We start from the raw sequence: 20,492 nt of genomic DNA, 5'->3' as shown, positions 1-20,492 counted from the left end.
CATCTTCCGTACCTCCTGTAGCAACTGCGTCCGTCTCATTAGGCACCTCCTTCCATACCTAATGAAAACCGGACAAACCTCGTGCTACAAGTCCGGACAGTTTATTTGTTCGCTACACTCCGGTTTCGTCGTGCTTGACACGGCACCTACCGGCCATACCATTCTGTTGCTCGACGCGACCGAGGCTTACCACCGCGAAGTCCTGCGCACCCAGGGCGACCTGCCCGAAGCGGTGCGCGAACTGCTGCCGCGCCTGCGCGACCCTGACTTCACGCACGTCTGCATCGTCACCCTACCGGAATCCACGCCGGTTTCCGAAGCCGAGGCGCTCGAAGCCGACCTCGAGCGCGCCGGCATCCACCCCTTCGGCTGGGTGATCAACCAGTCGCTGCTCGCGAGCGGCACGCGCCATCCGTGCCTTGCCGAACGCGCCGCCTACGAACTGCCCTTCATCCGCCGCGTACAGCAACACACACGCGGCCGCTGCGTGCTGATTCCGTGGTTCGCCCGAGAGCCGGTCGGCCGCGACGGTCTGTGGCAGCTCGTCGATGCCGGGGAAAAGAGCCGTTACTGCGCTGCGGCCTGAGGCAGGAAAAGGAAAGGGACGCCTCGTTGCACCGAACGCCCCTTTCCACGCTCACCACCAGTATGTGGGATACGCTCGCCCCGTGCGCAAGTTATTGACGATCAACGCCACCCCGACCAGGGCGAGCGCCCCGCATAAGGTCGGCGTGAGCAAGAACGGCCACGACGCCCCCGAGAGCATGACGATGACCGGGTTCGAGCCGGCCGGCGGATGGACGGTACGGGTGAGTTGCATCCCGGCGATCGTGCAGCCCGCCGCCAGCGCCATGCTCCACCAAGCATCCCCGAGCAGATGCAGGAACACCAAGCCCACGAGTGAAGCGAGCAAGTGGCCACCGATCACGTTGCGCGGCTGGGAAAAGGGGCTATCGGGAAATCCAAAGAGCAACACGCAACTGGCGCCGAACGAACCCAGAACGAGCGGCAGCTGCGCCCGGCTCGAAGCATAGGCCACCACGGCGATCGCGATTGCCCCCCGAGTCCGGCCCAAGCGATATCCCCCAAAGGGGCTCGCGGCGGGCATACGGCACCGCCAATTTTCCATTTGCTGACGAATCCGATCATGAGGGGCTCCCAAGGCGTCGTCGAAAGATGGCGTGCAAGAGACACGAAACTGATAATACAGACCTGTCTGTATATGTCAACTTGGGCTTGCCCTTCTCTTCCCATATACTTCACCTTGCCTGCCACAGCGATGCTTCCGATGCGCGACACCCGCCAGCTCCTACTCGATACGGCCGAGCGCCTTTTCTACGCTCACGGCTACCACGCCGTCGGCATCGATCGGATCGTGGCCGAATCCGGCGTCTCCAAGATGACGCTCTACAAACACTTTCCCTCGAAGGACGCCCTGATCGCCGCCGTCCTCGAGCGACGCGACGCAGCGTTTCGCGCTGCGATGGATGCCTTCGTCGCCTCGTTCGACTCACCTTGGGAACGACTCGAAGCGGTGTTCGTCTGGCACGAACGCTGGTTCAACGAACCCACCTTCAACGGCTGCATGTTCATCAGCGCCGCGGCGGAGTATCCAGCACCGGATGATCCGATCCACCTCGCCGCCAAGGCTCACAAGGAAGCGATCCGAAAGAAGATCAAAGAGATCGTGTCACCACTCACCGAGGAATCCGCCGCCGGACGCCTCGCTGCACAAGTACTCTTGCTCCTCGAAGGAGCCATCGTGACGGCGCTCGTGCTCGGAGAGAAAGATTCCCCTCGCAGCGCCTGGCAAGCAACCCAGACCATCCTGGCGCAGAGCAGACCGAAGACGACAGCACCGACCGTTTCGGCTGATTCGTCCACCCCGCGGCACGATGCGTTATCATGAATGCTTCGCATCGATGCCGTGGAGAAACAGGTACGCCATGAACGAAGTCACCGACTTCGGCTTCCGCAAGGTACCCGAACCCGAAAAGAAACGCCTCGTTGGCCGGGTATTTTCCTCGGTCGCCGGCAAGTACGACCTGATGAATGATCTCATGTCGCTCGGCCTGCACCGGCTGTGGAAAAAGTTCGCCGTGACCGTCTCCGGCGTACGCCCCGGCCACCGCGTGCTCGACATCGCCGGCGGCACGGGCGATCTGGCGCTCGCCTTCGCCCGGCGCGTGGGCCCCACCGGGGAAGTCTGGCTCACCGACATCAACGGTGCCATGCTCGCGCGCGGGCGCGACCGGCTCCTCGACGAAGGGGTGCTCGTGCCCACGGCGCAGTGCGACGCCGAAGCGCTCCCCTTCCCCTCGGATCATTTCGACTGCGTCAGCGTCGCCTTCGGCCTACGCAACATGACGCACAAGGAAACGGCGCTCGCCGAGATGCACCGCGTGCTCAAGCCCGGCGGGCGACTCCTCGTGCTCGAATTCTCCCGCGTCTGGGGGCCGCTTTCCCCCGCCTATGACCTCTATTCCTTCAAGGTCCTACCTTGGCTGGGCGAGAAAATCGCGCACGACGCCGAGAGCTACCGCTACCTCGCCGAATCGATCCGCGTGCATCCCGACCAGGAAACGCTCAAGGCGATGATGGAACGCATCGGCTTTCATCGTGTCGATTATTACAATCTCACCGCCGGCGTGGTCGCCCTGCACCTCGGCCGCAAGCTGTAAGCCCTTAACGGAGGTCCCATGAAACGCCCCTTCCTCACCCTGCTGCTCGCGCTCTTCGCCTCCTTTACTTTCTTCGACGCCGCCGAAGCCAAACGCCTCGGCGGCGGCAGCGGTGGCGGCCTGCAGCGCAACATCACCCCCTCTACCCCCCTCTCCCCGGTGCCGAAACCGGCAAGTCCAACCTCTCCCACCCAGGCTCCCGCCCAGCGCCAGACACCGACGCAGCAACCCAGCACCGCGCCGCAGCCGGCACCCAAACGCTCCTGGCTCGGTCCCCTCGCTGGACTCGCTGCCGGCCTAGGGCTGGCAGCGCTCTTCCAGCACCTGGGCTTGAGCGAAGAATTCGGTTCTCTGCTCCTCCTCGTGCTCTTCGCCGTCGTGCTCTTCGCCCTCTTTCGCCGCTTCGCCGGAGCACGGCGCGCGCCCGAACCGGCCTACGCCGGAGCGACCGAGCGCACGATGACCGGGCCCGCCATGAGCGCGCCCCCTGCAGCGCCGGCCAACGGCACTCCTGTCGCTGACGACCTGCGCGCCCAGCTCGACGAAGCCGCCTTCCTCGCCGAAGCCAAGCGGCGTTTCGTCGAACTGCAGGCAGCGCACGACCGCGGCGACTGGGAAGCCATTGCCTCCCTCGTCACGCCGGAGCTGCTCGCCGACCTGCGCCGCCAGGGTGGGCAGACTCCCGGTGAGAAGACCGACATCGTGATGCTGGAAGCGCGCCTCGTCGATCTCGCCCTCGAAGGGGACCACTACGTCGCCACGGTCGAATTCTCCGGTAGCCTGCGCGAGTCGCGCGACGCCCCGCCGCAACCCTTCAGCGAATACTGGCATCTGGTCAAACCGCTCCACGGCGGCGGCTGGCGGCTTGCCGGCATCCAACCGGTTGCCTGAACCATGTGGCAAGGGGTGCTCACGGCGGCGCTCGAGCGTCACCTCGACGAAGTCCCCTGGTGGCGCGAGCGGCTCGCCGCCCACGCCGGCGCTGCGGTACGCCTCGAAATCGAACCCTTGCCGCCCTTGGGATTGCGAATCGACGCAAACGGCCGACTGCTGCCCGATGCTGCCGTTGCGCCCGCCGTGACGATCCGCCTGCGCCTCGAAGAAGTCCTGCGGCGGAGGCTGCTCGCCGAAGGCGCCGCGGTGCGCACGCACGTCGAGGGCGAAGCGGCGATCGCCGAGCTGCTCGCCAAGGCCTTCTCCGAACCTGCCCCAACGCTGGAACACTGGTTTGCCGAGCGGTTTGGCCCCATCCTGGGGCTGCGCCTGCATGCGCTCATGCGCGCCGGTCTCGCCGCCCTGCGCAATGCCGGCGCGGCGATCGGCGGCAACCTGATCGAAACCCTGAAAGAAGAAGAGGGGCTGCTCCCCTCTCGCGCCGAATACGAACGGCTGCAGGCAGACGCGGCGGCGCTCACCCGCGAACTCGACGCCCTACGCCGGCGCATCGCACGCCTGGCCTCCGGCACAGCGGCACACAAGTGAAAAAGGCCGCATGTCGCGGCCTTTTTCTTTTCCACCTCCGAACAGCAGGCGGCTCAGGTGCCGCCCACGCGGTTCTTCAGGCGCTTCATCTGCTCGATCGTCTGCAGCTGCGCCACGGCCTCGAGCAGCTCGGCCTGCGCCCGCGCGTAGTCGATCTTCGCCTGCTGGTCCTTCAAAGCCTCCTCGGCCCGGCGCTTGGCCTCCATCGCCCGCGCCTCGTCCAGATCGCGGCCGCGGATCGCCGTATCGGCGAGCACCGTCACCAGGCTGGGCTGCACCTCCAGCATGCCGCCAGCCACGAAAATGATCTCCGGCTCCTCGCGATCCGGCACCTTGATGCGCACTGCTCCCGGACGGATACGGGAAAGCAGCGGCGCATGCCCCGGCAGCACCCCCAGCTCGCCCGCCTCGCCGGGCAGCACGACCAGCTCCGCGAGCCCCGAGAAAATCTGCTCCTCGGCGCTCACGACATCGACATGTACGGTCATCGCCATCTTTGCATCCCCTCGTCGAAGGCGCCGCGGACGAGATGCCGCGGCGCGCGATCACGGCCGCCACAACACCACGGCGGCCGAGACCGTCATTGCAGTTTCTTGGCCTTTTCCATCGCTTCGTCGATGGTGCCGACCATGTAGAACGCCTGCTCGGGAATGTCGTCGCACTGCCCTTCGACGATCATCTTGAAGCCGCGGATCGTCTCCTTGAGCGGCACGAACTTGCCGGGGCTGCCGGTGAACACCTCGGCCACGTGGAAGGGCTGCGACAGGAAGCGCTGGATCTTGCGCGCGCGGGCCACGACCAACTTGTCTTCCGGCGAGAGTTCGTCCATGCCGAGAATGGCGATGATGTCGCGCAGTTCCTTGTAGCGCTGCAGCGTCGCCTGCACGGCACGGGCCACGTTGTAGTGCTCCTCACCCACGACGAGCGGGTCGAGCTGGCGCGAGGTGGAATCGAGCGGATCGACCGCGGGATAGATCCCCAGCGCGGCGATGTCGCGCGACAGCACCACGGTCGAGTCGAGGTGAAGGAAGGTGGTGGCGGGCGACGGGTCGGTCAGGTCGTCCGCCGGCACATACACCGCCTGGATCGAGGTGATCGAACCCACCTTGGTCGAGGTGATGCGCTCCTGCAGCTTGCCCATCTCCTCGGCGAGCGTCGGCTGGTAACCCACCGCCGAAGGCATCCGCCCGAGTAGCGCCGACACTTCGGTACCGGCCAGCGTGTAGCGGTAGATGTTGTCGACGAAGAAGAGGATGTCGCGACCCTCGTCGCGGAACTTCTCCGCCATGGTCAGACCCGTGAGCGCCACGCGCAGACGGTTGCCCGGCGGCTCGTTCATCTGGCCGAAGACCATCGCCACCTTGTCGAGAACGTTCGACTCCTGCATCTCATGGTAGAAGTCGTTGCCCTCGCGGGTACGCTCGCCCACACCGGCGAACACCGACAGACCCGAGTGCTGCTTGGCGATGTTGTTGATGAGCTCCATCATGTTGACGGTCTTGCCCACGCCGGCGCCGCCGAACAGACCCACCTTGCCTCCTTTGGCAAAGGGGCAGATGAGGTCGATCACCTTGATGCCGGTCTCCAGCAGCTCCACCGACGGGGAGAGCTCGTCGAATTTCGGCGCCTTCTGGTGGATCGAGCGGTATTCTTCGGCCTGGATGGGGCCGGCCTCGTCGATGGGGCGCCCCAGCACGTCCATGATGCGGCCCAGCGTGCCGGAACCGACCGGAACGGAGATCGGCGCCCCCGTGGCCTTGACTTTCATGCCGCGACGCAGCCCATCGCTGGAGCCCAAGGCGATGGTACGCACCACGCCGTCGCCCAACTGCTGCTGCACCTCGAAGGTGAGCCCCGTCTCGGCGAACTCACTCGTATCTTCGAGCTTCAAGGCCTCGTAGATTTTCGGCATCTCGTCGCGGGGGAACTGAATGTCCACCACCGCGCCGATGCATTGAACGATCGTACCCGTTGTCATCGTGTCTTTCCTCGATTGTGCATTGTCCGTCACACCGCCGCCGCGCCGCCGACGATCTCGGCGAGCTCTTTCGTGATCGCCGCCTGCCGCGATTTGTTGTAGACGAGCTGCAGTTCCTTGATCACGTTGCCCGCGTTGTCGGAAGCCGCCTTCATCGCCACCATCCGGGCGCTCTGCTCGGAAGCCATGTTCTCGGCCACCGCCTGGTAGACGATCGCCTCGATGTAGCGCACCAGCAGCTCCTCGATGACCAACTGGGGATCGGGCTCATAGAGGTAATCCCACGCGTGCTCCGGCGCCCCCAGCCGTTCCCCGGTGAGCGGCAGCAGCTGCTCGACCACCGGCTCCTGTTTCATCGTGTTGATGAAACGGGTGTAGGCGAGATGCACCGCATCGACCTCACCGGCAGTGTAGGCGTCGAGCAGCACGCGCACCGGGCCGATGAGCTGGTCGAGGTGCGGCACGTCGCCGAGCTGCGTGCGCTGGGCCACGACGTTGGCCTTGATGCGCTGCATGAACCCCAGGCCTTTGTTGCCAATGGCCACCACACGGATGTCCTCGACCCCACTGCCTTCCCACGCCTTCATGGCAGTGACGGTGTGGCGCAGAATGTTGGTGTTGAGGCCGCCACAGAGCCCCTTGTCGGTCGTCACGAGAATGAGCCCGACCCGCTTCACCGCTTCCTTCTGGATGAGGAAGGGGTGACGGAACTCGGTCACATTGGCGTGCGACAGGTTTGCGGCGAGCCGGCGGATCTTCTCGGCGTAGGGACGGGCCGTCCGCATCCGCTCCTGGGCTTTGCGCATCTTGGAGGCCGCCACCATTTCCATGGCTTTGGTGATCTTGCGCGTGTTCTGCACGCTCTTGATCTTGCCCCGTATCTCTTTGCTACCGGCCATATCCCGTTTCTCCTAGTGATCGTCGCCCGTACGCTCAGACCCAGGATTTCTTGAACGCGGCGATCGCATCCTTGAGGCGCTGCTCGTCTTCGGCAGAGAGCTCGCCCGTCTTCAGGATGCGCTCCATCACGTCGGGCAGCTGCTGCGCCACGTACTGGTGCATGTCGTGTTCGCAGGCGAGCACTTTCTCCACCGGCACGTCGTCGAAGAAGCCGTTGTTGACCGCCAGCAGCGACACCGCCATCTGGGCGATGTTCATCGGCGAGTATTGCGGCTGCTTCAAGAGCTCGGTGACGCGGCGACCACGCTCGAGCTGCTTGCGGGTAGCTTCGTCCAGGTCGGAGGCGAACTGCGCGAACGCCGCCAGTTCCCGATACTGCGCAAGGTCGGTCCGGATACCGCCCGAGAGTTTCTTGATGACCTTGGTCTGAGCCGCACCGCCCACCCGCGACACCGAGATGCCAGGGTTGACCGCCGGACGGATACCAGCGTTGAAGAGGTCGGTCTCGAGGAAGATCTGGCCGTCGGTGATCGAGATCACGTTGGTGGGCACGAAGGCGGAGACGTCGCCGGCCTGCGTTTCGATGATCGGCAGCGCCGTGAGCGAACCGGTCTTGCCCTTGACCTCACCCTTGGTGAAGTTCTCGACGTACTGCTCGTTGACGCGCGCGGCGCGCTCGAGCAGACGAGAGTGCAGGTAGAATACGTCGCCCGGATAGGCTTCGCGCCCCGGCGGACGGCGCAGCAGCAACGAAATCTGGCGGTAGGCCCAAGCCTGCTTGGTGAGATCGTCGTAGATGATGAGCGCGTCCATGCCGCGGTCGCGGAAATACTCGCCCATGGTGCAACCGGCATAGGCGGCCAGATACTGCATGGCGGCGGATTCGGAGGCGGGCGAGGCGACGACGGTGGTGTATTCCATCGCGCCGTGCTCTTCGAGCTTGCGCACTACGTTGGCGATGGTCGAGGCCTTCTGCCCGATCGCCACGTAGATGCAGTACATGTTCTGGCCTTTCTGGTTGATGATCGTATCGACGGCCACCGCGGTCTTGCCGGTCTGGCGGTCGCCGATGATCAGCTCGCGCTGGCCGCGGCCGATCGGGATCATGGTATCGACGGCCTTCAGGCCCGTCTGCACCGGCTGCGACACCGACTTACGCCAGATGACGCCCGGAGCCACTTTTTCGATCTTGTCGGTGAGCTTCGCTTCGATCGGACCCTTGCCGTCGATCGGTTGCCCCAGGGCATTGACCACGCGCCCGAGCAGTTCGGGGCCAACCGGCACTTCGAGGATGCGGCCAGTAGCCTTGACCGTGTCGCCTTCGGAGATGTGCTCGAAGTCGCCGAGCACCACGGCACCGACCGAGTCGCGCTCCAGGTTGAGCGCGAGCCCGTAGGTGTTGCCGGGAAACTCCAGCATTTCGCCCTGCATCGCGTCGGCCAGACCGTGGATACGGCAGATGCCGTCGGCAATCGACACCACGGTGCCCTCGTTGCGGGCCTGGGCCGATAGCTGCAGGTTCTGGATCCGGCTCTTGATCAGGTCGCTGATTTCAGAGGGATTGAGTTGCATCGAATGACTCCTAGATTTTGAGCGCAGCGGCCAGGTTCGCGAGCTTGCCACGTACGGAAGCGTCGATCACTTCGTCGCCCACCTGCACTCGCACCCCTCCGATCAGATCCGGATCGACGGCGACTTCGAGCTGCAGTTTTTTCTTGAAATGGGCTTCCAGGTCTTGCTTGAGGCGTTCCCGCGCCGCATCGTCGAGCGGAAATGCGCTCGTGACCTTGGCGACGGCGACCCCTTCGTGATCGTTCTTCCGGGCGACGAACAGCGCATGGATTTCGGGCAGCAACAGCACGCGGTCGTTCTGCACCAGCAACCGCACGAAGTTCTGCACCGCCTCGGGCAACGGCTGATCGGCGCCTGCGAGCTCGAGGAGCACACGCGCCTTGCTGTCATCGTCGACCTTGGGATCGAGCAGCACGGTGCGCACTTCGTCGAGCGTGGCGAGGGCGGCGAGCCGCTCCAGCGCTTGCGACCAGGCCTCCAGCGCACCGGCCCCCAGCGCCAGCGAGAACGCGGCCTCCGCATAGGGGCGAGCGATGGTGACTTTTTCGGCCATGGCTTAGACGAGTTCCTGTTTGAGGTTGGCCAAGAGCTCGGCGTGAGCCTTGGCGTCGATCTCGCGGCGCAGGATACGTTCGGCGCCGGCGACGGCGAGCCGGGCAACTTCCTCGCGCAGATCGTCTTTGATCCGCTCGACGGCGGCGCGCGCCTCCTGCTCGGCCGCTTCGCGCGCCTGAGCGATGAGACGGGCCGCTTCCGCCCGGGCTTCTTCCATCAGCTTGGCGATCTGCTTGTCGGCGGCCGCGCGCAGCTGGGCCGCCTCCTCGCGCGCCTTGCGCAGTTCTTCGACGGCTTTCTTCTCGGCGAGCGCCAGATCCGCCTTCGCCTTGTCGGCCGCCGCCAGCCCCTCCGCGATCTTGGCCGAACGCTCGTCGAGCGCCTTGACGATCGGCGGCCACACGTATTTCATCGTGAACCAGCCAAGGATGAAGAACACCACCAGCTGGGCGATGAGGGTTGCGTTCAAATTCACGACGTCTGCCCCCTATGAAAAAACGGATGGGCGTTCACGACTCCGAGGATCAGAGCTGGAACGGGTTGGCGAACGCGAACATCATCGCGATACCGACGCCGATCAGGAACGCCGCGTCGATCAGACCGGCGAGCAGGAACATCTTGGTTTGCAGCGCGTTCATCAGCTCGGGCTGACGGGCGGAGGCTTCGAGGTATTTCGACCCCATGATGCCGATACCGATACAGGCGCCGATGGCCCCAAGACCGATGATGAGACCAGCGGCGAGCGCGACGAGACCCAGAACGTTTTCCATGACGACTCCTAGTGGTTGATGACGAGAAAAAAAGAAAAGCGCGATTCTACACTGTTTGCCCATGGCCACCGGCGGCGGGAAACAGCCCCCGCCGCCGCATCCGATCAGTGTCCCTCGTGGGCCTGACCCACATATACCAGCGTCAGCATCATGAAGATGAACGCCTGCAGGACGATGATCAGGATGTGGAAGATGGCCCATGCCGTGCCGGCGAGGACGTGACCGACGAAGCCGAGCACGGTGGCGGTGCCGCCGAGCAGCGCAATCAGGATGAAGATGAGCTCGCCCGCGTACATGTTGCCGAAGAGCCGCAGCCCGTGCGACAGGGTCTTGGCGAGGAACTCGATGATCTGCATGAGGAAGTTCACCGGATAGAGCACCGGATGGCTACCGAAGGGGGCGGTGAAGAGCTCGTGCAGCCAGCCGCCGAATCCCTTGATCTTGACGTTGTAATAGAGGCAGATGAGGAGCACGCCGATGGACATGCCCAGAGTGGCGTTGACGTCGGCCGTGGGCACCACCCGCATGTAGGCATGATGCGGATCCCCGCCCATCGCGGCATAGACACCCTCCCAGATACGGGGCAGCAGGTCGACCGGCAGCAGGTCCATGGTATTCATGAAGAGGATCCACAGAAAGACGGTGAGCCCGAGCGGGGCCACGAACTTGCGCGACTCGGCGCTGTGGATCACGCCCTTGGCCTGGTCGGCGACCATCTCGACCAGGATCTCCACGGCAGCCTGAAAGCGCGTCGGCACGCCGGAAGTGGCTTTCTTTGCCGCACGGTAGAGCAGGTAGACGGTGAGCACGCCCAGCAGGACGGAGTAGAAGAGCGTATCGAGATTGAGTACCGAGAAGTCGACGATGTGCTTCTGCGGCCCGCCTAGAGTGTTGAGGTGCGTCAGGTGATGGACGACGTATTCGGACGCCGTAGGTCCGTGTGCGCTAGCAGTCATGCCTTTCCCTCAGATTTTGCGTAAAAATCCAGCAACGGCGATGTTTGCCTGCAGCGTCACGACCAGCCCGACGATCAACGCGGGCCAACTCTGTACGCCGGCATGGCGCACGAACGCGAACAGCAACACCACCACGGCGGCGATCTTGAACAGTTCGCCGACCAGGAAACCGACTGCCGAGGGAGTGCCGAGCCGCGCGCGTATCGCGAGATAGACGGCGAACGCGGCATTGGGCAACCAGACCGAGAACGCGCCGATCGCTGCCGATCGCCCTGCTGCTTCGCCGGCCAAGACCCAGGCCGCGAGTGTGGCGAGAATGCCGGCAACGAGTTGCCACGCCGCCAGACGCATCAGGCCGGAGCCCACAGCGACCACCCCCTGCAGAAAATCCCGTGGATTCTAAAGCACATCGGTCGATGCTGTCAAACTCCGTTACACTATTCGCGCAGTACGATCGAAACCGTTTTGCGGACGATCAAAATTTTTTGATTCCCTGCCGAGGAGGATTCCATGCCATTCACCCCCGCCGATCCCGACTTCGTGCGCCGCGTACGCGACAATTTCGCCCGCCAACGCGTCATGCAGACCTTCGGTGCCGAACTCACCCGCGTCGAACCGGGCGAGGTGGAGATCGTGCTCCCCTTTCGCGCCGACCTGACGCAGCAGCACGGCTTCCTGCATGCCGGCGTGGTCATCACCATCATCGACAGCGCCGTGGGCTATGCGGCCTATTCGTTGATGCCGCCTGGTCATGCGGTGCTGTCGGTCGAACTCAAGACCAACCTGCTCTCACCCGCCCGAGGCGATCGCTTGGTGGCGATAGGGCGCGTGGTACGCGCCGGGCGCACCCTCACGGTGTGCCTGGGTGAAGGCTGGATGGAACGAGAAGACGGGCGTGAGCAGGTGGCGCTGATGACGGCCACCATGATCGGCTTGCCCGATCGGGAGTAAGCACAAAGCAGTAGACGCGGCCACCGCCGCGTCTTCCGCGATTCAAGCGAGCCAGCGCTTGCGCCGGCGGTAGTGCTTGACGTTGTGATAATCGACGGCATGGCTGCCGCCGAGGTAGAACTCCTGGATATCGGGATTCTGGCGCAACAGCGCGGCGCTGCCCTCCATCACGATGCGGCCCTGGTCGACGACGTAGGCGTGCTGCACCACGTTCAGGGCCGCCACGGCGTTCTGCTCCACGAGGAGCACGCTCATGCGCTCTTTCTCGTTGATCGTGCGGATGATGCCAAATATCTCCTTGACGAAGAGCGGCGAGAGCCCCAGGCTCGGTTCGTCGAGCATCAGAAGTTTCGGCTCGGTCATCAGCGCCCGGCCGATGGCCAGCATCTGCTGCTCTCCGCCGGAGAGATAGCCCGCCTTCGATTTCGCCCGCTCGACCAGGCGCGGGAAGTAACCATAGACCATGTCTCGCAGCTGCAGGTAGCGGCGCTGGTCGCGCCCCCGGTAGGCGGCGATGAGGTTTTCCTCCGGCGTGAGATGCCCGAAGACGCGCCGCCCCTCGAGCACGTGGGCGATACCGAGGTGCACGCGCTGCGGCGCCGGCATCGTGCCCAGATCGCGCCCGGCGAACTCGATGTGCCCGCGGGTCACCTCGCCGCGCTCGGGCGCGAGCAGGCCACTCACCGATTTCAGCGTGGTGCTCTTTCCGGCGCCGTTGGCGCCGAGCAGTGCCACCATATCCCCTTCGCGGATCTCGAGCGAGACGCCCTTGATCGCCAGGAAAACCTTGTCGTAGACCACCTCGACGTTGGATAGCCGCAGCAGCACGGGGGCCGTGCCGCGCGTATCGCCCGTTTGGCTCATGCTCGCTCCCTGTGCGGCGCCGAGAATGTCCCGGCGCCGGCCATCCTCATTTCCCTTGGCTGAACTTGGCCGCGCTCGCGCGAGCCTCTTCCCACACCACGTCCTGATAGGCCGCGGCCCAGTCGCTCACCGGAACCCACGCCTTGCCGTCCCACTGCGACACGCGCGCCTGACCGCCGCCCTGGTGATCCTGCGGCGTGATCGTCACCGGCGGCATGAAGCCCTTGGTGTCGAGGTTGCGGATCATCTCCATGCCGGCCTTGAGTTTCTCGCCGGTGAGCGGCGGACCGAGTTTCTCCAGCGCGAGCTTCGCACCTTCGGTGGCGATCACCATGTCGGCCACGCCGTAGTTGTAGTAAGTGTTGCCCACCCGCGCTTCGGGGCCAGCTCCTTTGCCGGCCTTGTAGACCTTGTCGAGGATGCGCTGGATGATCGGATGATCGCGCCCCGGCTGCACCACTTCGACGCGCTTGGCGCCAATGGCCGTGCTCTCGCCGATGTTCTTCATGTCGGTCTCGGTGAGCCAGACGACCGACAGGATCTTCGCCGGATCGATGCCGTTGCGCACCGCCTCGCGCACCGACACCATCTGCGAGTTGCCCGCGCCCCAGATCAGCACGAAATCGGGCCGGTAACGGCGCACGTCGGACCACACGGCCGACTGCTCGTTGCCGGGGCTGGGGTAGGCAAAGGAGCGCAGCTCGAAGGATTTCTGCTGGGCGAGTTTCTCCAAAATGGGCAGCGGCTCGCGCCCGAAGGGAGTGTCGATGTGCACATGGGCGATCTTCTTGCCCTTGAGCCCGCCTTGAGTATCCTCGACGTACTTGAGCAGGCGCGCCGCCTGCGACCAGTAACTCGCCATCATGGGGAAGACGTAGGGGAAGGTCTCGCCCACCATGGTGTCGCCCCGCCCGTGCAGCGGCGTACCCAGCACCACCTTGTCCTGCAGCGCCCGCGGCACGACGGCGTTGGCCACCGGCGTGCTCAGGAACATGAAGTAGATCGCCCCTTCTTCGCGTGCGCGGTTGTAGAGTTCCAGGCCGCGCTGCGGCTCGTTGCCGTGGTCACGCACGATGGCCTCGAACTTCTGCCCCTTGATGCCACCCTCCTCGTTGATCAGCGTGAGGTAGTCCCGCTGCCCCTGGCTGAACTCGTCGGCCACGAAGGTATAGACCTTGGTGAAATCGTGGAAGAGGCCAAACTTCACCGTTTCCTGCGCCTGCAATGCCGGCGCGGCGGCGAATGCGGCCGTGGCGAACAGCGCCCCGAGCATGCCTTTTTTGAACATCGTTTTCATCGCGTCTCCTCCTTGTCGTAATGAACCACCTGAAATTTCCGTCAGCGCCGCGAGTGCTTGAACGGCCAAACGAGAAAGTAATTGCGCATGTTGTCGTAGATCTTCGCCAGCCCCAAGGGCTCGGCGAGCAGAAAGCCGATGATGAGCGCACCGTAGATCATGAGCGGCAGGTGCGCGAGGAGGTTTGCCGATACCGACAGCCAGCCGGCATCCGACAGCGCCGCGATGCCATTGGAGAGGATCATAGGCGTGAGCAGCACGAAAGCCGCGCCGAGATAGGCGCCGATCACGCTGCCCAGGCCGCCGACGAGCACCATGGCCACGAGCTGGGTCGAGACGTTGAATCCGAACTGCTCCGGCGTCACGGCCCGGTAGAAGCAGAACGCCAGCACCGCGCCGCTCATGCCGCCGAAAAACGAACTGGTGAAGAACGCGAGCAGCTTGTACTTGAACGGACTCACCCCGATCACCGAGGCGGCGTAATCCTTGTCGCGGATGGCCACCAGCGCCCGCCCAAAGCTGGTGCGCTTGGTGTTGAGCAGGAAGACCGTCATGAACACCGCCCAGAAGAAGGCGAAGTAATAGCGCGTGAACCCGTCGGCGAAGGAGAAGAACAGCACTCGCGCTTCGGGCGCCTGCAGCGTGGCGTGCGCCCCGCCCGAGATCGCCGGAACGTTGACGATGACCCAGTCGACGAGGTACTGCATGGCGAGCGTCGCCATCACGAGATAGAGCCCCTTGACGCGCAAAGCCGCCGCCCCAAACAGACAACCGATCACCGCCGCGACGAGCCCCGCCCCGATGAAGGCGAGCTCGAAGGGTACCCCCAGGCGCACGAGGTGGATCGCCGAATAGGCACCGATGGCCATCACCGCGGCGTAGCCGAAGTGCAGCTGCCCCGCCACCCCCATGAGCAGCGTCAGCGACAGGGTGGCCGCGCTCCAGATGAGCCAGGGCAGGAGATAGTTCTGCAGGTAGAGCTCGGAGAGCCACAGCGGGGCGCTGAGCGCAAGGAGGAAGAGCACCGCCACCAGCCGCCGGTCGGTGGGGATGGGCCACAGCCGCCGCGTGTCTTCGTAGCGGGTGTGATGGACGCCGGAGAGACGGTAGAACATGGATCAGACCCTCTCGATGTCTTCGCGGCCGAACATGCCATAGGGCCGGAAGAGGATGGTGAGCACGATCAGCACGGAGGTGACGACGTCGCGCGTACCGCCGCCGACGATGGGATCGAGATAGCCGGGAATCACCGAGCCGAGCACCCCGACCACCAGCCCGCCGACGAAGACGCCGAGCAGGCTGTCGATGCCGCCCAGGATCACCACGGCGATGGCAGGAAAGAGCAGTGCCGACAGGGTCCAGTCCACCCCCTGCACCGAGCCCCAGACGGTGCCGGCCCCCACGGCGGCCACGCCGGCGATCCCCCAGGAGATGCCGATCGCGCGCTCCACCGAGATACCCACGGCCCAGCTGGCGACGTGATCGTCCGAGACCGCGCGCAGCTTGGTACCGAGCCGGGTGCGGAAAAAGAGCATGGCCGCGGCGATGAGCACCATGGCACCGATCGCCCCGACGAGGTAGGCGCGGTTGACGAAGACGTCGGCCACGATGATGGGCGCAAGACCGATGCCCAGGTCGAGCCGCTTGGGCGCCGCACCCAGCAGTCCGGGCACGAAACCCCGCAGGAAGATGTCCAGACCGAGCGTGAGCATGACGATCATGATGACCGGCTGGCCCACCATGCGACGCAGCAGCCAGCGCTCGGTGGCCAGACCGAAGAGGAACATGCCCACCACCGCGAGCGCGATCGCCAGCCACAGCGGCCAGGAAAGGAGGCTCACCACAGCCCAGACGAGATAGCCCGAGAGCATCACCATCGCCCCCTGCGCCAGGTTGGGCACGCCGCTCGCCTTGTAGATCAAGGTAATGCCCAGCGCCACGAGGCTGTACATGAGCCCGGTGCTCAGACCATTGACGAAGAGTTCGGCCAGAAACAAGAAATCCATCTCACTCTCCCTGCGCCGGGGCGACGTCGTACAGCCGCAGACGGCGGGCAATGACGCCAGTCTCGCCGGTCTCGTAGGTGATCGTCGCCTGGAAGTCGATCTCGCGCCGCGCCGGGTCGTAGAGCGCCTCGAGGATGGGCGCATAGCGATCGTAGATCACCTTGCGGCGCAGCTTGCGCGTGCGCGTGACTTCGCCGTCGTCCGGGTCGAAGGGTTTGTGCAGGTTGACGAAGCGGCGGATGCGCAGCCCCGACGGCAGCACGTTGTTGACGTGCGCGATGACCCTTGCGACCAGATCGTAAACTTCGGGCTTCTGCGACAGATCGGCATAGGAGGTGTAGGGCACGCCGTGCTCCTCCGCCCAATGCCCCACCGCCTCGAGGTCGATGCAGACGATGGCGGTGAGGAAGGGGCGGTTCTCACCGACCACGCAGACGTCCTTGACGTACTGACTGAACTTGATGCGGTTCTCGATGTAGGTGGCGACGTAGCGCTCGCCGGCGGCGGTGTAGGCGACTTCCGACAGGCGCCCGAGCACGACGAGCGAGCCGTCCTCTTCGAAGTAGCCGGCATCGCCCGTGTGCAGCCAGCCGTCTTCGAGGGCCTCTTCGCTCGCCTTGGGGTTGTCGTAATAGCCGTCGAAGACGTTGTCGCCGCGCACGAGGATCTCGCCGCTGTCGGCGATCTTTACCTCCACGCCGGGAAAAGGGCGTCCGACGGTGTGTAGCTTGACGTCGTCGGCCGACTGAGCGGCGCACAGGGCGCAGTTCTCGGTCTGGCCGTAGAACTGGCGCAGCGGAACGCCGAGCGCGCGCAGAAAGAGGAAGTCGTCCTCGCCGATCGCCTCGCCGGCGGTGTAGGCGCGCCGCACGCGGGCAAGCCCCAGCTGATCCTTGATCGGGCCATAGATCATCCACTCGCCCAACGTCCGCCATAGCCGCGCACCGAGCGAAGGCGGGCTTCCGGCCAGACGCCGTCGCTCGAGGTCGATGGCGAAAGCCATGAAATGCTCGTAGAGCCGGCGCTTGAGCGGCGTGGATTCGTCCATGCCCACCTGGATGCGGGTGATCATGCCGGCCCAGGCGCGCGGCGAGGAGAAGAAGACGGTGGGCGCGATCTCGCGCAGATCGCGGATCACCGTTTCCTGCCGCTCGGGGATGTTCACCGCGAAGCGCAGGGCGAAGGCCGCCCCGATGGAGAAGATGTAGTCGCCCACCCACGCCATGGGAAGGTAGGCGACGTGCACGTCGCCATTCTGGAAATAGCCCGCCTGCGCGGCGTTGCGCACCGCCGAGAGCACGTGGCCGTGCTTGAGCGGCACCCCCTTGGGCGTGCCGGTGGTACCGGAAGAGTGCAACAGCACGGCCACGTCGTGCGCGGAGGGGCGCTCGAGCAGGGCCTGGCGCAACAGGGGATCGGCGGCGAGCCGCTCGCGCCCACGCGCGACGACGTCGGTGAAGGCAACGAAGCGCTCGGGCATCTTGCCGGCCAGGCCGCGCGGGTCGTCGTAGACGATGAGCCGGTAGCGTTCGCCGTGCTCTTTTTCCAGCTGCAGCAGCTTGTCGACCTGCTCCTGATCTTCGACGACGGCACAGCGCACGTCTTCGCGCTCGGCAAGCAGAGCGATCTCGTCCGGCGTGGCGTCGGGGTACGCCGGCGAGGCGATGGCGCGCAAGGCCCCCAACGCAACCATGGCGAAATAAAGCGCCGGCCGGTTGTCGCCGATGATCTGTACCACCTCGAAGGGACGCACGCCAAGGGCTTCGAGGCCGGCGGCGAAGGCGAGCACCGTGTCGTGATAATCCTGCCAGGTGTATTCGCGCCAGATGCCGCGGTCGCGCTCGCGCATGGCGATCTCGGCCGGATGGCTCGAGGCGTTGGCGGCGAGCAGCGCAAGCAGGTGGTCCCCTTTGTGCCAGTCGTGGGGGCGCCAGGGCAGGGCTTGAGGCAGATCGTCAGGCCGCATCGCTCGCTCCGATGTAGGCGGCCACGACGGCCGGATCGTTGATGGTCTCGCGCGGCGCACCTTCGGCGATCTTCACGCCGTCGTTGAACACCGCCACGCGGTGGCAGATGGAGGTGACCACGTCCATGTGGTGCTCGATCATGAGGATGGTGAGACCGAGATCCTCGTGCGCATCCAGGATGAAGCGCACCATGTACTCTTTCTCTTCCTGGTTCATGCCGGCCATGGGCTCGTCGAGCACCAGCAGCCGCGGCTCGGCGGCGAGTGCCCGGGCGAGTTCGACGCGCTTTTGCAGCCCCAGGGGGATGACATCGACGGGCTCGTCGCGCACGTCTTCGAGCTGCAGGAGGTCGATCACATCCTCGACCTTGGCGCGGTGCGCCACCTCCTCTTTCTTCGCCCACCACCAGTAGCCGAGCGTGGCGAGCGCGCTCGGGCGCATGTGGATGTGGCGCCCCACGAGGATGTTGTCGAGCACGGTGAGACCGCGGAAGAGCGCGACGTTCTGGAAGGTGCGCGCCACGCCCTTTTGCGCGATGCGATAGGGTGGCAGGCCGTTGATCTGCTCGTCGAAGAGCAACACCCGCCCCTTCTGCGGCGGATAAAACCCCGTGACGGTATTGACAAGGGTGGTCTTACCGGAGCCGTTCGGCCCCACCAACCCAAAGATTTCGCCTTGGAAGATCGCCAGATCGGGGCCCTTGAGCGCATGCAGGCCACCGAACCAGCGATTGACGTTTTCACAGCGCAGCGCGACCCTGCGCGCGGCTTCGGCCGTCGTCGCCACTCCTCCCTCCTTTTGTTGCATCGCAATATCGAATGATGATGCGATGAACGTTTGTTATCGTATGAAGGAGATACTAGAGGAAGTTCAGCATGGGGTCAAGAGGGTCTGGTCGAAGGAGATTTGTTGCATAGCAACGAGGCTCACACCTTGCCGGCCGCCTGCAAGGCGGCATATTCTTCATCAGTAAAAAGCCGAGAACGCACGAGGAAGCGCACTCCTTCGCCATTTTCCAGGGAGAACATGCCGCCCCGGCCGGGCACGACGTCGATGATGAGCTGCGTGTGTTTCCAGTACTCGAACTGCGGCTTGCTGATGTAGAACGGCGCCCCGCCGATCTCGCCGAGCAGCACGTCGTTGTCGCCCACGAGAAATTCCCCCTGCGGATAGCACATCGGCGAGGAGCCGTCGCAGCAGCCGCCGGATTGGTGGAACATCACCGGCCCGTACTTCGCTTTGAGCTTTTCGATGAGCTCGAGCGCGGCCGGCGTGGCAACGACCTGTGGCGGCGGTTGCATCCGAGGGCGTTCCCCGGATGCAGTTTGTGCGGACATTTCTGCAGCCATCGTAGCCTCCCAGACAAAGCGCCGGGGGCACAGCCCCCGGCATCCGGAACCTCAAAAGCGCGTAATGACGTGGAAGCCCATCGTCTTGAACTCACTCATCGCCTGGAAGACGCTGTTGACCTCCTCCAGCGCCACCTCGCGGCTGATGAGTGACTTCGGATTGAGCTTGCCTTGTGCGATGAGCGCGAGTAGTCCGGCGTAGTCGGGATGCGGATTACCGAAGCTACCCACGAACTCGAGCTCCATCGCCGTGAAGAGATCCACGGGTAGAGGCACCATTCCGCCCTCTTCCTTGGTGGTGAGCCCGATCTGCACGTGCCGGCCGCCACGGCGAAGCGACAGGACCGAATTGGTCGTCGTCTCGCGCACACCCAAGGCTTCGATGCTGGCATGCGCCCCGCCTTTGGTGATTTCCTTGATCGCCTCAGGGACTTTATCGCGCTTGGCGTTGACCACGGCCACCGCCCCTTCCTGCTTGGCTTTTTCGAGCTTGGCATCGTCGATGTCGACGGCGATCACGTTCTTGCCCAAGGCGGCGGCGATCTGCACCGCCGACAATCCCACGCCTCCCGCTCCATGCACCGCCACCCAGTCACCGGGTTTGCCGCCGGCGCGTACCACCCCGTGATAGGCGGTCATATAACGGCAACCGATGGCGGCAGCCGTCTTGCCGTCTACATTTTCGGGCAGGCGGATGAGGTTGAAATCGGCATTGCGCACGAGCACGTATTGCGCATAGCCGCCGTTATAGCCCGTGCTCAAGCCGAAAATGACCACGTTTTCGCAGATGTTGGGCTGCCCTTTGAGACAGTATTCACAATGGCCGCAAGCTGAATGGAACGGGACGGTAACGGCGTCCCCCTTGCGGTAGCGCTTGACGTTGCTGCCGACTTCTTCCACCACCCCACCGAACTCGTGCCCGGGAACGATCGGAAGGTCGGGGGAAATGCCGATCCACGACCAGTCGCCCTGCCAGGCGTGCCAGTCGGAGCGACAGATACCACAGGCCTCGACCTTGAGGATGACATCATCGGGTCCGGGTGTGGGATTGGGCAGATCATCGATTTTGAGGGGATTGCGGTGCTTGACCAAAACGGCTGCTTTCATGATTCGCTCCTCTACTACCAATAGAAGGGAAGGAGGGAGAATCTCCTCCCTCCCCAT

At 64.5% G+C, this 20,492-nt stretch carries 23 protein-coding genes and 1 pseudogene; 6 read left to right on the top strand and 18 right to left on the bottom strand.

All coding sequences use genetic code 11. The annotated features are described in order from the left end of the window. Positions 1 to 118: 118 nt before the first annotated feature. Positions 119 to 586: pseudogene (locus tag EPD82_RS07635) on the top strand (ArsA-related P-loop ATPase); the annotation flags it as partial. A gap of 51 nt (positions 587 to 637) precedes the next feature. Here the strand turns inward: EPD82_RS07635 and EPD82_RS07630 are convergent. Then, positions 638 to 1,075: an HPP family protein gene (locus EPD82_RS07630; RefSeq protein ID WP_198289008.1), complete on the bottom strand. Its 438-nt coding sequence runs from the start codon at positions 1,073 to 1,075 to the stop codon at positions 638 to 640. A 213-nt stretch (positions 1,076 to 1,288) separates the two neighbouring features. Here EPD82_RS07630 and EPD82_RS07625 point away from each other — a divergent pair, with 213 nt between their 5' ends. Genes EPD82_RS07625 through EPD82_RS07610 form a run of 4 tightly spaced genes read left to right on the top strand, consistent with a single transcriptional unit; the run spans position 1,289 to position 4,163 of the window. Beyond that, a complete protein-coding gene (locus EPD82_RS07625; protein ID WP_055423306.1) occupies positions 1,289 to 1,909 on the top strand; it encodes a TetR/AcrR family transcriptional regulator in 621 nt (206 codons plus the stop codon). A gap of 37 nt (positions 1,910 to 1,946) precedes the next feature. Further along, positions 1,947 to 2,681, top strand: a complete 735-nt coding sequence (ubiE, locus tag EPD82_RS07620) for a bifunctional demethylmenaquinone methyltransferase/2-methoxy-6-polyprenyl-1,4-benzoquinol methylase UbiE (RefSeq protein WP_141056306.1) — start codon at positions 1,947 to 1,949, stop codon at positions 2,679 to 2,681. Positions 2,682 to 2,699: 18 nt separating this feature from the next. Then, positions 2,700 to 3,572 (top strand): Tim44 domain-containing protein, encoded by an 873-nt coding sequence (locus tag EPD82_RS07615; RefSeq protein ID WP_141056305.1) that lies wholly within the window; start codon positions 2,700 to 2,702, stop codon positions 3,570 to 3,572. A 3-nt stretch (positions 3,573 to 3,575) separates the two neighbouring features. Beyond that, positions 3,576 to 4,163, top strand: coding sequence for a hypothetical protein (locus EPD82_RS07610; protein WP_055423309.1), 588 nt, complete (start codon positions 3,576 to 3,578; stop codon positions 4,161 to 4,163). A gap of 53 nt (positions 4,164 to 4,216) precedes the next feature. Here the strand turns inward: EPD82_RS07610 and EPD82_RS07605 are convergent, their stop codons facing one another. The 9 genes from EPD82_RS07605 to EPD82_RS07565 all read right to left on the bottom strand — a co-directional run bounded on the left by EPD82_RS07605 (position 4,217) and on the right by EPD82_RS07565 (position 11,260). Then, on the bottom strand, positions 4,217 to 4,657 hold the full coding sequence (locus tag EPD82_RS07605) for a F0F1 ATP synthase subunit epsilon (RefSeq protein ID WP_055423310.1): 441 nt from the start codon (positions 4,655 to 4,657) through the stop codon (positions 4,217 to 4,219). Between the two features lie 86 nt (positions 4,658 to 4,743). After that, on the bottom strand, positions 4,744 to 6,141 hold the full coding sequence (atpD, locus tag EPD82_RS07600) for a F0F1 ATP synthase subunit beta (protein WP_141056304.1): 1,398 nt from the start codon (positions 6,139 to 6,141) through the stop codon (positions 4,744 to 4,746). 29 nt (positions 6,142 to 6,170) lie between these two features. After that, the gene (atpG, locus tag EPD82_RS07595) at positions 6,171 to 7,040 is read right to left on the bottom strand and encodes a F0F1 ATP synthase subunit gamma (protein ID WP_141056303.1); all 870 of its coding nucleotides are present in this window, start codon (positions 7,038 to 7,040) and stop codon (positions 6,171 to 6,173) included. Positions 7,041 to 7,074: 34 nt separating this feature from the next. Next, entirely contained in the window at positions 7,075 to 8,613 is a 1,539-nt protein-coding gene (atpA, locus tag EPD82_RS07590) for a F0F1 ATP synthase subunit alpha (RefSeq protein WP_055423313.1), read from the bottom strand. Between the two features lie 10 nt (positions 8,614 to 8,623). Next, positions 8,624 to 9,166 (bottom strand): F0F1 ATP synthase subunit delta, encoded by a 543-nt coding sequence (locus EPD82_RS07585; RefSeq protein WP_141056302.1) that lies wholly within the window; start codon positions 9,164 to 9,166, stop codon positions 8,624 to 8,626. A gap of 3 nt (positions 9,167 to 9,169) precedes the next feature. Then, positions 9,170 to 9,643 carry a F0F1 ATP synthase subunit B gene (locus tag EPD82_RS07580; protein WP_028875395.1) on the bottom strand — a complete coding sequence of 158 codons (474 nt, stop codon included), beginning with the start codon at positions 9,641 to 9,643 and terminating at the stop codon, positions 9,170 to 9,172. Positions 9,644 to 9,692: 49 nt separating this feature from the next. After that, a complete protein-coding gene (gene atpE, locus EPD82_RS07575) occupies positions 9,693 to 9,938 on the bottom strand; it encodes a F0F1 ATP synthase subunit C (protein WP_028875394.1) in 246 nt (81 codons plus the stop codon). Between the two features lie 104 nt (positions 9,939 to 10,042). Next, a complete protein-coding gene (atpB, locus tag EPD82_RS07570; protein WP_141056301.1) occupies positions 10,043 to 10,894 on the bottom strand; it encodes a F0F1 ATP synthase subunit A in 852 nt (283 codons plus the stop codon). Positions 10,895 to 10,903: 9 nt separating this feature from the next. After that, positions 10,904 to 11,260, bottom strand: coding sequence for an ATP synthase subunit I (locus EPD82_RS07565; protein WP_141056300.1), 357 nt, complete (start codon positions 11,258 to 11,260; stop codon positions 10,904 to 10,906). Positions 11,261 to 11,404: 144 nt separating this feature from the next. Between EPD82_RS07565 and EPD82_RS07560 the strand changes: the two genes are divergently transcribed. Then, positions 11,405 to 11,845, top strand: coding sequence for a PaaI family thioesterase (locus EPD82_RS07560; protein WP_055423317.1), 441 nt, complete (start codon positions 11,405 to 11,407; stop codon positions 11,843 to 11,845). Positions 11,846 to 11,887: 42 nt separating this feature from the next. Here EPD82_RS07560 and EPD82_RS07555 read toward each other — a convergent pair whose 3' ends face one another. From EPD82_RS07555 to EPD82_RS07520, 8 genes are all read right to left on the bottom strand, one after another. Further along, a complete protein-coding gene (locus EPD82_RS07555; protein WP_072247929.1) occupies positions 11,888 to 12,709 on the bottom strand; it encodes an ABC transporter ATP-binding protein in 822 nt (273 codons plus the stop codon). Between the two features lie 46 nt (positions 12,710 to 12,755). Next, positions 12,756 to 14,006: an ABC transporter substrate-binding protein gene (locus tag EPD82_RS07550; RefSeq protein ID WP_141056299.1), complete on the bottom strand. Its 1,251-nt coding sequence runs from the start codon at positions 14,004 to 14,006 to the stop codon at positions 12,756 to 12,758. Positions 14,007 to 14,047: 41 nt separating this feature from the next. Continuing rightward, on the bottom strand, positions 14,048 to 15,121 hold the full coding sequence (locus EPD82_RS07545) for a branched-chain amino acid ABC transporter permease (protein ID WP_055423319.1): 1,074 nt from the start codon (positions 15,119 to 15,121) through the stop codon (positions 14,048 to 14,050). Between the two features lie 3 nt (positions 15,122 to 15,124). Continuing rightward, the gene (locus tag EPD82_RS07540; RefSeq protein ID WP_028875388.1) at positions 15,125 to 16,012 is read right to left on the bottom strand and encodes a branched-chain amino acid ABC transporter permease; all 888 of its coding nucleotides are present in this window, start codon (positions 16,010 to 16,012) and stop codon (positions 15,125 to 15,127) included. Between the two features lies 1 nt (position 16,013). Further along, positions 16,014 to 17,978 carry an AMP-dependent synthetase/ligase gene (locus tag EPD82_RS07535; protein WP_141056298.1) on the bottom strand — a complete coding sequence of 655 codons (1,965 nt, stop codon included), beginning with the start codon at positions 17,976 to 17,978 and terminating at the stop codon, positions 16,014 to 16,016. Further along, the gene (locus EPD82_RS07530) at positions 17,968 to 18,765 is read right to left on the bottom strand and encodes an ABC transporter ATP-binding protein (RefSeq protein WP_198289009.1); all 798 of its coding nucleotides are present in this window, start codon (positions 18,763 to 18,765) and stop codon (positions 17,968 to 17,970) included. Before EPD82_RS07530 ends, EPD82_RS07535 begins: the two co-directional genes overlap by 11 nt. Positions 18,766 to 18,905: 140 nt before the next feature. Then, positions 18,906 to 19,280 (bottom strand): DUF779 domain-containing protein, encoded by a 375-nt coding sequence (locus tag EPD82_RS07525; protein ID WP_141056297.1) that lies wholly within the window; start codon positions 19,278 to 19,280, stop codon positions 18,906 to 18,908. Between the two features lie 99 nt (positions 19,281 to 19,379). Continuing rightward, complete coding sequence (locus EPD82_RS07520; protein ID WP_141056296.1) at positions 19,380 to 20,435, bottom strand: zinc-dependent alcohol dehydrogenase family protein; 1,056 nt, start codon at positions 20,433 to 20,435, stop codon at positions 19,380 to 19,382. Positions 20,436 to 20,492: the final 57 nt, after the last annotated feature.

This window comes from Tepidiphilus succinatimandens (assembly GCF_006503695.1).
Lineage (GTDB): Bacteria > Pseudomonadota > Gammaproteobacteria > Burkholderiales > Rhodocyclaceae > Tepidiphilus > Tepidiphilus succinatimandens.
Note: the sequence above shows the minus strand (reverse complement) of the source record. Positions and strands in the feature narration are given on the sequence as shown.

Coding starts and splice junctions, on each gene's coding strand:
- EPD82_RS07625 (WP_055423306.1), top strand. CDS start 1,289: ATGCGCGACACCCGCCAGCTCCTACTCGATACGGCCGAGCGCCTTTTC.
- ubiE (WP_141056306.1), top strand. CDS start 1,947: ATGAACGAAGTCACCGACTTCGGCTTCCGCAAGGTACCCGAACCCGAA.
- EPD82_RS07615 (WP_141056305.1), top strand. CDS start 2,700: ATGAAACGCCCCTTCCTCACCCTGCTGCTCGCGCTCTTCGCCTCCTTT.
- EPD82_RS07610 (WP_055423309.1), top strand. CDS start 3,576: ATGTGGCAAGGGGTGCTCACGGCGGCGCTCGAGCGTCACCTCGACGAA.
- EPD82_RS07605 (WP_055423310.1), bottom strand. CDS start 4,657: ATGGCGATGACCGTACATGTCGATGTCGTGAGCGCCGAGGAGCAGATT.
- atpD (WP_141056304.1), bottom strand. CDS start 6,141: ATGACAACGGGTACGATCGTTCAATGCATCGGCGCGGTGGTGGACATT.
- atpG (WP_141056303.1), bottom strand. CDS start 7,040: ATGGCCGGTAGCAAAGAGATACGGGGCAAGATCAAGAGCGTGCAGAAC.
- atpA (WP_055423313.1), bottom strand. CDS start 8,613: ATGCAACTCAATCCCTCTGAAATCAGCGACCTGATCAAGAGCCGGATC.
- EPD82_RS07585 (WP_141056302.1), bottom strand. CDS start 9,166: ATGGCCGAAAAAGTCACCATCGCTCGCCCCTATGCGGAGGCCGCGTTC.
- atpE (WP_028875394.1), bottom strand. CDS start 9,938: ATGGAAAACGTTCTGGGTCTCGTCGCGCTCGCCGCTGGTCTCATCATC.
- atpB (WP_141056301.1), bottom strand. CDS start 10,894: ATGACTGCTAGCGCACACGGACCTACGGCGTCCGAATACGTCGTCCAT.
- EPD82_RS07560 (WP_055423317.1), top strand. CDS start 11,405: ATGCCATTCACCCCCGCCGATCCCGACTTCGTGCGCCGCGTACGCGAC.
- EPD82_RS07555 (WP_072247929.1), bottom strand. CDS start 12,709: ATGAGCCAAACGGGCGATACGCGCGGCACGGCCCCCGTGCTGCTGCGG.
- EPD82_RS07550 (WP_141056299.1), bottom strand. CDS start 14,006: ATGAAAACGATGTTCAAAAAAGGCATGCTCGGGGCGCTGTTCGCCACG.
- EPD82_RS07545 (WP_055423319.1), bottom strand. CDS start 15,121: ATGTTCTACCGTCTCTCCGGCGTCCATCACACCCGCTACGAAGACACG.
- EPD82_RS07540 (WP_028875388.1), bottom strand. CDS start 16,012: ATGGATTTCTTGTTTCTGGCCGAACTCTTCGTCAATGGTCTGAGCACC.
- EPD82_RS07535 (WP_141056298.1), bottom strand. CDS start 17,978: ATGCGGCCTGACGATCTGCCTCAAGCCCTGCCCTGGCGCCCCCACGAC.
- EPD82_RS07525 (WP_141056297.1), bottom strand. CDS start 19,280: ATGCAACCGCCGCCACAGGTCGTTGCCACGCCGGCCGCGCTCGAGCTC.
- EPD82_RS07520 (WP_141056296.1), bottom strand. CDS start 20,435: ATGAAAGCAGCCGTTTTGGTCAAGCACCGCAATCCCCTCAAAATCGAT.